Source organism: Wolbachia endosymbiont of Drosophila seguyi (genome assembly GCF_028981765.1).
Classification (GTDB): domain Bacteria; phylum Pseudomonadota; class Alphaproteobacteria; order Rickettsiales; family Anaplasmataceae; genus Wolbachia; species Wolbachia pipientis.
This window is the reverse complement of sequence record NZ_JAPQLM010000188.1, coordinates 4,144-12,125: the sequence shown is the minus strand read 5'-3', so window position 1 is coordinate 12,125 and position 7,982 is coordinate 4,144. Positions and strand designations below refer to the sequence as shown.

Sequence of the window (7,982 nt, the reverse complement as noted above, 5' to 3'; positions counted from 1 at the left end):
AACAAGGGTTTAAAGTACAGCCAAGAAGATGGGTTGTAGAAAGGACTTTTGCTTGGGTTAATAGGAATAGGAGGCTATCGAAGGAGTATGATTTACTCACAACATCCACTGAGAATTTCATATACCTAGCTATGAGTAGGGTTATGTTAAAGAGGGAATATGCTTGAATTTACTAGTTTCCGGACAACCTCTGATTAACCTGAATAGGATAAAAAATGGAGAATAGTGCTTGTTGTTTTTTATTTCTGAATGGGTATATTCAATATATAAAATGTTATAAGCTAAAGGAGCAGCATGTCAAAAGTGAGGGTTAATAATAGAAAAGTTTGTTGTCATGGTGATGAGAATGATGAGGGTTCCGGCCATCCATTAATATATTTAGATATGGGAGAAGAAGAGGAAATAGCCTGCCCTTATTGTGAAAAGACGTTTGTCCATGACTGCACTGTAGAAGCGGTTGGGGAGCTGACTAGGGATGAGCTCTAATGGTACTTCTGCAGACTTAGCTTATGTAAATAGCAATAAGAGGGGCAGTAAAAATGAAACTGTCCATACGGTCGAGCACTCCCCCATGGCCAGGTATCATATTTCCACTATCTTTAACACCGTAAGCTCTTTTAACAAGCGACTCAGTGAAATCGCCAAGTTGCGCTAGAATAGCAATTGCAAGGCCAATGATTGGAGAATAAAAAATTGAAAATAGACCAAAAAATATTGATCCAAAAATTGTGCACACTACTCCAGCTAAAATCGCACCAAGAAGTCCTGCCCAAGTTTTTCCAGGGCTAATAATTGGGCAAATTTTAGCTCCACCAAAATTCTTGCCAAACAGGTAGGCAGTAACGTCAATTCCCCAAATGGTTAAGACGAACCATACTAATGCGTATTTTCCCTGTGGTAGATTATATAAATATATTAATGAGGCGCTTGGTAGTGCAATCAATAATAATGCAAAAACGTATAAAATTTTGTTTCCCTGGGTTAGATTATACCATTCAAAAGAAGATAAAACTGCTATCGAAAAAATCAATAGGTAAAACGATAAATCACTGAAATATGTAGCAAAGGAAAATATGAATAATATTACTATTGAGGACAACATTCTAATTATAAAATTATTATCTACCATATTTTTTCTCTCTTTTTGTATAATCTTCTAATGCTTTACTCAAATCTTGACAAGAAAAATCAGGCCATAAAGTATCACAAAAATACAATTCAGCATAAGCTGCTTGCCATAATAAAAAGTTGCTTAACCTTTTTTCGCCGCCAGTGCGAATTAATAAATCCAATTTTGGCAAATCTTTAGTATACAGAAATTTTTCAAATTCCTCTTCTGATACATAAGCAATATTTTCTTTTATAATATTGCTTATAGCTTGTGTAATTTCTTGCTTTGCTCCGTAACTGACTGCCACAGTGAGTAATAAACCATCGTTCTTATGTGTCATTTCTTCTGCTTTTTTAATTTGATCCAATATTTTACTGGGTAACAGACTTAAATTGCCAATAAAATTCAACTTAATGTTACAATTGTAAATGAAATTGACTTTATCTTCATTAGTTAAAACGGAGTAAAATAAATCAAATAGACAGTCAGTTTCGTTTTTAGGTCTAAGCCAATTCTCCATAGAGAATGCATACAAAGTTAAGTAGGGTATAGTCAAGTCCGTACAATACTTGGCAATATCGTATGCAACTTCACTGCCCTTTTTATAACCATCAATTTTTACCCTTCCTTGATTGTTCGCCCATCTACCATTACCATCCATAATAATTGCTAAATGTTTCGGTAAAGATTCTTGATTCAACATTTAAATTTAACCTAATTTTGACTTGAGTGAAATTTTTTGGATTTCAATGGACACCTGGAAGGTGTCAGCTACTTGCATGACAGGAAGAGAGTTACTGTAGTGACACCAATAGTTGATACTTGAATGCAAAATTGGTGTCATCCCAGTGCTCCAACACTGGGATCCAGGAAATTTGATTTCAAACAAGTGCATCAGATAGTTGTATAGTAAAGACTGGATTCCAGTGTCAAACACTGGAATGACATCATTTGCTATGTAAGCTTTCTCCATATCATTTAGTGATTCAGTATATCCTTTTCTTTGATGGACAATTCACCATCAATCTTTTTTATATTATCATCAGTAATATTTTGTATTTCCTTCTTAGCACCATGAAAATCATCTTCTGAGATTTCTTTATTTTCCTTCATTTTTTCTGTTTCTTCCATAATATCTCTACGTATATTTCTAATGGCAATCCGTGCATTTTCAGCAAACTGATGCAATAATTTCACTAATTTTTCACGGGTTTCTTGTGTCAAGTCCGGAAGAGCTATACGTATGGTGCTACCCTCGACAACAGGATTTAAATTCAGGTTAGCATTTAATATAGCGTTTTTCACTTCACCTACAACACTAATGTCCCAAACTTTAATTGATAGGGTTTTGTTATCTATAACCGAAACGCCTGCAACTTGATTTAACTTTTGATGCCCACCATAGATGTTTACAACTATACCATCAAGCAAAGATGCACTAGCTCTACCAGTGCGTACGCCTTTAATATCATCATGAAAGGACTGAATAGTTTTTAGCATTCTTTCTTTTGTTTTAGCTTTTATTTCATTTAACATAAATTACCTACTGTTTACAATCTGAAACTATAGTATAAGTACCTTGACCCTTAATAATATTGACTATTTTTTCTCCCTTCAAAGAAAAAACTATAATTGGAATAGAATTCTCACGAGCAAGTGAAATTGCTGATGCATCCATAACTTTTAAATCACGAGTCAATAAATCCGTGTAAGAAAGCCTATCATACATTACAGCATCCTCATTTTTTTTCGGATCAGCGGAGTATACACCATTTACTTGCGTACCCTTTAGAATAACATCACAATTCATTTCAACAGCACGTAAGGCTGCAGCTGTATCTGTAGTAAAAAATGGGTTGCCTGTGCCTGCTGCAAAAATTACCACTCTACCTTTTTCTAAATGACGAATAGCTTTCCTTCTGATGTAAGGTTCGCATACAGTGGCCATGGGTATTGCAGATAATACCCTAGAAGCTACTAAATTTTTTTCTAAAAAGTTTTGTAAAATTAAAGCATTGATTATAGTTGCAAGCATTCCAATATAATCACTGCTTGCTCTTTCACAACCACTTAAAGACGCAGATGTGCCACGAAAGATATTACCACCACCAACAACAATACATACCTGAACTCCAAGATTACAAACTTCAACTATGCCTTTAGATAACTCACCTATAGTCTCCATATCGTGACCAAATTGCTTTGATCCCATCAAAGCCTCACCAGAGATTTTAAATAACACCCTGGAATATTTTATTTCGCTTTTTTCATTTGTTGAAATAAACATTTTTTGCTATTTAATCTGCATCACCCAAAACAAGTAACTTGTAATTAGAGAGTTTAACAGCACTCAACTCGCTTGATTTTATAAAATCAGAAATCTTCATCTTATCATCCTTTATAAATTTTTGCTCCAGTAAAACAACTTCTTCATAGTACTTAGCCATTCGTCCATCTACTATTTTTTTTGCTACTTCTTCAGGTTTATTTAAGCTCCTCACTTGCTCTTCAATTATAGAACGTTCGTTGTTCAACTTCATTTGATCTAAATCATCTATAGACAAAGCTTCAGGCTTCATAGCAACTACATGCATAGCTATTTGTTTCCCAATCTCTTGTAGCTTCGCCTTATCACCAGATGATTGCAATGCAATTAAAGCACCAATCTTACCTAAGCCACACACATCACCATGTACGTAGCCAGCAATAACTCCATCCTTAGCTTCTAAGTAACAAAGCTTGCTTAACTCTAGCTTCTCACCAAGAACTGACGTACCATTCATAATAGCTTCCTGCACTGTGCCAATGCTTTCATACTTGGCATTTTTTAACTCATCAACGCTAGTACAGCGTTCTTGATGAGCAATTGATGCTAAATTTAAAACTAACTCTATAAATTTCTCATTCCTTGCGACAAAATCGGTTTCGCAATTGAGTTCAATCAATACACCACAATTTTCAGTCAAACACATAGCAACGAGCCCATCTGAAGCTACTCTATCAGATTTTTTGTCAGCTTTAGCAAGACCTATTGTACGTAACTTATCAACGGCTTTCTTAATGTCACCATCACATTCTTCTAATGCTTTTTTACAGTCACTTAAGCCAAGCCCTGTTCTATCACGTAATTCTCTTATATCATCTGGATTCATCTTCATTTGTTACTACCTCCTTTTCTTCTTCTTTGTAAACTCTACTACGTCTCCTTTTAGTTTGCACAATACCATCTTCTTTTTCTTGAATAAACTCATCACCCCTTATATCATCAATCTTAACTCCAGATTTTGCTAGACTAGACTCTATTCCAGCTAATATAGAGTCGGTAGCTAATTTACAATAGAGCTCTATTGATTTTCTTGAGTCATCATTTCCAGGTATTAGATAAGTAATACCATCTGGATCAGAATTAGTATCAAGTATTGCAACTATTGGAATTCCTAACTTCTTAGCCTCCTTAACCGCTATATGCTCTTTATTAGTATCAATGATGAATAAGATATCAGGAATTGCTCCCATTTCTCTAATACCGCCAAGCGCCTTATCAAGCTTTTGCTTTTTCTTTTCAATGTTTCCCAATTCTTTCTTTGTTAAAATGCTATCCTCGTCATTTAATATTTTCTCATATTGCACCAAGGTTTTTATCGAAGAAGAAACAGTGCCCCAATTAGTAAGCATACCACCAAGCCAACGATGATTCACATAATATTGACCACAACGAATCGCTTCACTTGCAATAATATCAAAAGCTTGAAACTTTGTACCAACAAATAGAATGCGACCACCTTGAAATGCAACGTCATATAAAGCCTTCATGGCCACCTGTAGCAATGGTAGTGTTTTTCGCAAATCAATTATATGTATACGATTTTCTTGATGCACTCCATATATGTATGGAGCCATTTTTGCGCTCCAGCGACTAATTTTGTGACCAAAATGTACACCAGATTCAGCTAAATCACGCACAGTGACTTTAGGCAAATTTGTCATATATCATTCCTCCAAATAGTTTATCTTCCATGGCATAACCCTAATGGGACTACTTGTACAAGCCATGTGTGAAATTAAATTATTTACATAGTAATAGAAAAGACAGCAAAGCGCAAACAAAAAATATTGACAAAGGGCAACATGTTTATTAGCTTTAAAGTTGAAGCCCGAAAATGCTAAAAAGAAATTAGGGGGGTGTAGCTCAGTTGGTTAGAGCGCATGCCTGTCACGCATGAGGTCGTGAGTTCAATTCTCATCACTCCCGCCATATTAGTTTTGGCATAACTTAGAATTCGCAGTATTATTGCCGGTATTGAGAAACGCCTTCACCAAACTTGACATGGCATGGTATTGTAATTAATACTTAAATAGGTTTGTTTTTATCATTAACAATTAGGATTAAATATGCTCATTTCTGAAGTTTTTGCAGCAGATGCAACTAGCAATACATCAAGTATCGGCGCATCTTTTGCTAGTTTTATTCCACTGATTTTAATATTTGTGGTATTTTATTTTCTCATTATTCGCCCGCAACAAAAAAAGCTAAAAGAACATAGAAAGATGATAGATCAAATAAAACGTGGTGATACAGTCATTACTTCTGGTGGAATAATAGGTGAAGCTAATAAAGTTGATGAGGCAAATGCACAATTTATAATAGAAATAGCACCAAAAGTTGAGATAAAAGTTCTAAAGTCCGCTATATCTGAGGTTTTAAGCAAAGAAACTCAAAAAGTAGCAGCTAAACCAATTAAAAAGGTAAAATCGAAAGAATGATAAAAAGAATATAAATCAACCAGTAATAAAGGCAAAAATGCTTAACATGTTTAGAAAAAAGTTTGTTTGGTGATCCATTTGTGTGCGGAATATTTGGTGTAGTAAGTAGCGGTGATTCAGTAATACCAACCTTACTAACTGGGTTACAAAAATTGGAATATAGGGGATATGATTCCTCAGGTATAGCAATCATAAATAACGAAGGTAAGATAGAAGTCAAAAAATCAGAAGGTAAAGTCGAAAGGTTATGTGAAGTTGTTGATGACAGCAAGATGTCTCACAGTACAGTTGGTATAGCACATACTCGCTGGGCTACACATGGAGTCCCAGGCCTTAAAAATGCTCACCCCATTCGTACAAATAATGTTGTTGTTGCTCATAACGGCATAATTGAGAATTACAATCTGCTAAAAAAGGGTCTAGAAGAAAGGGGCATGTCATTCCATACTGACACTGACACAGAGATCATACCAAACATGCTAACCTTATATCTTGATGAAGGATTGTCGCCAATTGATTCTCTATTTAAGTGTTTAAACAACTTACATGGCTCATTTGCCTTGGTCTTATTATTTGCAGAATATCCAGACGCCTTATTTGTTGCGAAGAGAAATTTGCCTTTAGCAATAGGCTATAACTGTAACACAGTGTTTGCTGCATCTGACTCTAATGCTTTAAGTGCATTTGTGGAAAGAATATCGCATTTGGAAGATGATGACATTGCAGTGATAAAATCTAGTGGAGTTAGTATATACAACAATGGTACACAAGTTAAACGCAGTATAGAAAATAGTAGTCCAAGTGATTTTCTAATTAGCAAAAATGGTTACCCTAGCTTCATGTTAAAAGAGATTTTTGAGCAACCGCGTGCATTAAACAAAACAATAAATCAATTTTACAAGCAATATAAAGAGGTAATATTTGCTAACAAAAAATTGTTTTCTGAGCTGAGTTACATTACTATAGTTGGATGCGGGTCATCTTATTTTGCTGGGCTAATAGCAAAGTATTGGCTGGAAAATGTCGCTCAAGTTCGAGTATATCTAGAAATCTCATCAGAATTTAGGTATAGCAACGTCAAGCTGGAAGAAGGCAGCATTGGGTTATTTATCTCTCAATCTGGTGAAACTGCAGATACCATAGAAGCGCTGCGTTATGCAAAATCACAGAAGCAAACAATCATTAGTATAACTAATACATTTAGCAGCAGCATTGAAAAGATCTCAGATATTGTGTTACATACTCTTGCTGGGCCAGAAATTGGTGTTGCTTCAACAAAAACCTTTTCTGCGCAACTTGCAACTTTAGCATGCTTTGCCGTGGAGCTTGGAAAAATAAAAGGTGTACTGGGTGGAGAGAGAATAAAACAGCTAAGCAACGCTATTAACTCTATTCCCGAGTATGTTGAGCACGTTTTGAATGTGATGAAAATACAACATATATCGGACAGTATATTAGAACACAATAACGTTATTTTAATCGGCAAAGGAAGTTCATACGGAGTTGCAATGGAAGGCGCATTGAAAATAAAAGAGCTTTCATATATCAATACAACTGGTATTGCAGCGGGAGAAATGAAGCATGGTTCTATTGCTTTAATAGACTCTACCGTGCTTGTTATAGCAATTATCCCTTATGATGATTTATTCTTTAAAACGCTATCTAATATACAAGAGATTATTGCAAGAAAAGGCAAAGTAATTGCCTTCAGTGATAAACAAGGAGCGCCATTCCTAAGGGGAGTTTGCGCAGATGTGGTGCAACTTCCAGACACTGATAATTTTATCTCTCCAATCATCTACAGTGTTGCTATGCAATTCCTTGCTTACTTTACTGCAGCAAAAAAAGGGTTAGATGCAGATTGTCCAAGAAATTTAGCTAAGTCTGTCACGGTTGAGTAGTCCATTTAAAGTTAAAGCTAAACTTCTCATTAAGGTGACCAGACTGCATTCTGTGATTTTTAGCAAAACACGATACACAATCGTCATTCCGCTACTTGTTAGCGGAATCTATGCCGAGATACCGCGGCGGTATGAAGGTTCGCGGTGGTATGACGGTTAAGTAATTCGTCATCCCGCTGCTTGTTAGCGGGATCTAGAGATACCGC

Annotated in this window: 11 protein-coding genes and 1 tRNA gene; 5 read left to right on the top strand and 7 right to left on the bottom strand. The window is 35.6% G+C overall.

The genetic code is table 11. The features are described 5' to 3' along the window. Both OZD62_RS05355 and OZD62_RS05350 read left to right on the top strand, forming a co-directional pair. A partial coding sequence (locus tag OZD62_RS05355; protein WP_275019324.1) for a transposase occupies window positions 1-167 on the top strand: 167 nt, incomplete at its 5' end. A 127-nt stretch (window positions 168-294) separates the two neighbouring features. Next, window positions 295-486, top strand: a complete 192-nt coding sequence (locus OZD62_RS05350; RefSeq protein ID WP_006279326.1) for a zinc-finger domain-containing protein — start codon at window positions 295-297, stop codon at window positions 484-486. A gap of 16 nt (window positions 487-502) precedes the next feature. Here OZD62_RS05350 and OZD62_RS05345 read toward each other — a convergent pair whose 3' ends face one another. From OZD62_RS05345 to rpsB, 7 genes are read right to left on the bottom strand one after another with little or no spacing between them, the layout of a single operon-like run. Next, the gene (locus tag OZD62_RS05345; protein WP_010082212.1) at window positions 503-1,129 is read right to left on the bottom strand and encodes a phosphatidate cytidylyltransferase; all 627 of its coding nucleotides are present in this window, start codon (window positions 1,127-1,129) and stop codon (window positions 503-505) included. After that, complete coding sequence (gene uppS, locus OZD62_RS05340) at window positions 1,119-1,814, bottom strand: polyprenyl diphosphate synthase (RefSeq protein ID WP_006279327.1); 696 nt, start codon at window positions 1,812-1,814, stop codon at window positions 1,119-1,121. The genes OZD62_RS05345 and uppS overlap by 11 nt, the downstream gene beginning before the upstream one ends. 6 nt (window positions 1,815-1,820) lie before the next feature. After that, on the bottom strand, window positions 1,821-2,084 hold the full coding sequence (locus tag OZD62_RS05335; RefSeq protein WP_275019597.1) for a hypothetical protein: 264 nt from the start codon (window positions 2,082-2,084) through the stop codon (window positions 1,821-1,823). Window positions 2,085-2,089: 5 nt separating this feature from the next. Continuing rightward, on the bottom strand, window positions 2,090-2,647 hold the full coding sequence (gene frr / locus OZD62_RS05330) for a ribosome recycling factor (RefSeq protein WP_010962658.1): 558 nt from the start codon (window positions 2,645-2,647) through the stop codon (window positions 2,090-2,092). Between the two features lie 7 nt (window positions 2,648-2,654). Beyond that, a complete protein-coding gene (gene pyrH / locus OZD62_RS05325) occupies window positions 2,655-3,392 on the bottom strand; it encodes a UMP kinase (protein WP_369800793.1) in 738 nt (245 codons plus the stop codon). Between the two features lie 16 nt (window positions 3,393-3,408). Then, a complete protein-coding gene (gene tsf / locus OZD62_RS05320; RefSeq protein WP_070356839.1) occupies window positions 3,409-4,269 on the bottom strand; it encodes a translation elongation factor Ts in 861 nt (286 codons plus the stop codon). Continuing rightward, a complete protein-coding gene (gene rpsB, locus OZD62_RS05315) occupies window positions 4,250-5,098 on the bottom strand; it encodes a 30S ribosomal protein S2 (protein WP_275019596.1) in 849 nt (282 codons plus the stop codon). The genes tsf and rpsB overlap by 20 nt, the downstream gene beginning before the upstream one ends. A gap of 191 nt (window positions 5,099-5,289) precedes the next feature. Here rpsB and OZD62_RS05310 point away from each other — a divergent pair. From OZD62_RS05310 to glmS, 3 genes are all read left to right on the top strand, one after another. Further along, window positions 5,290-5,366, top strand: a tRNA-Asp gene (locus OZD62_RS05310). 137 nt (window positions 5,367-5,503) lie between these two features. Beyond that, entirely contained in the window at window positions 5,504-5,875 is a 372-nt protein-coding gene (gene yajC, locus OZD62_RS05305) for a preprotein translocase subunit YajC (protein ID WP_275019594.1), read from the top strand. Window positions 5,876-5,955: 80 nt separating this feature from the next. Next, entirely contained in the window at window positions 5,956-7,776 is a 1,821-nt protein-coding gene (gene glmS / locus OZD62_RS05300) for a glutamine--fructose-6-phosphate transaminase (isomerizing) (protein WP_275019599.1), read from the top strand. Window positions 7,777-7,982 lie beyond the last annotated feature (206 nt).

What these genes read in the sequence shown, in the direction of transcription:
- uppS (WP_006279327.1), bottom strand. Translation starts at nt 1,814, where the DNA reads ATGTTGAATCAAGAATCTTTACCGAAACATTTAGCAATTATTATGGAT.
- rpsB (WP_275019596.1), bottom strand. Translation starts at nt 5,098, where the DNA reads ATGACAAATTTGCCTAAAGTCACTGTGCGTGATTTAGCTGAATCTGGT.
- OZD62_RS05345 (WP_010082212.1), bottom strand. Translation starts at nt 1,129, where the DNA reads ATGGTAGATAATAATTTTATAATTAGAATGTTGTCCTCAATAGTAATA.
- tsf (WP_070356839.1), bottom strand. Translation starts at nt 4,269, where the DNA reads ATGAAGATGAATCCAGATGATATAAGAGAATTACGTGATAGAACAGGG.
- OZD62_RS05335 (WP_275019597.1), bottom strand. Translation starts at nt 2,084, where the DNA reads ATGGAGAAAGCTTACATAGCAAATGATGTCATTCCAGTGTTTGACACT.
- yajC (WP_275019594.1), top strand. Translation starts at nt 5,504, where the DNA reads ATGCTCATTTCTGAAGTTTTTGCAGCAGATGCAACTAGCAATACATCA.
- OZD62_RS05350 (WP_006279326.1), top strand. Translation starts at nt 295, where the DNA reads ATGTCAAAAGTGAGGGTTAATAATAGAAAAGTTTGTTGTCATGGTGAT.
- frr (WP_010962658.1), bottom strand. Translation starts at nt 2,647, where the DNA reads ATGTTAAATGAAATAAAAGCTAAAACAAAAGAAAGAATGCTAAAAACT.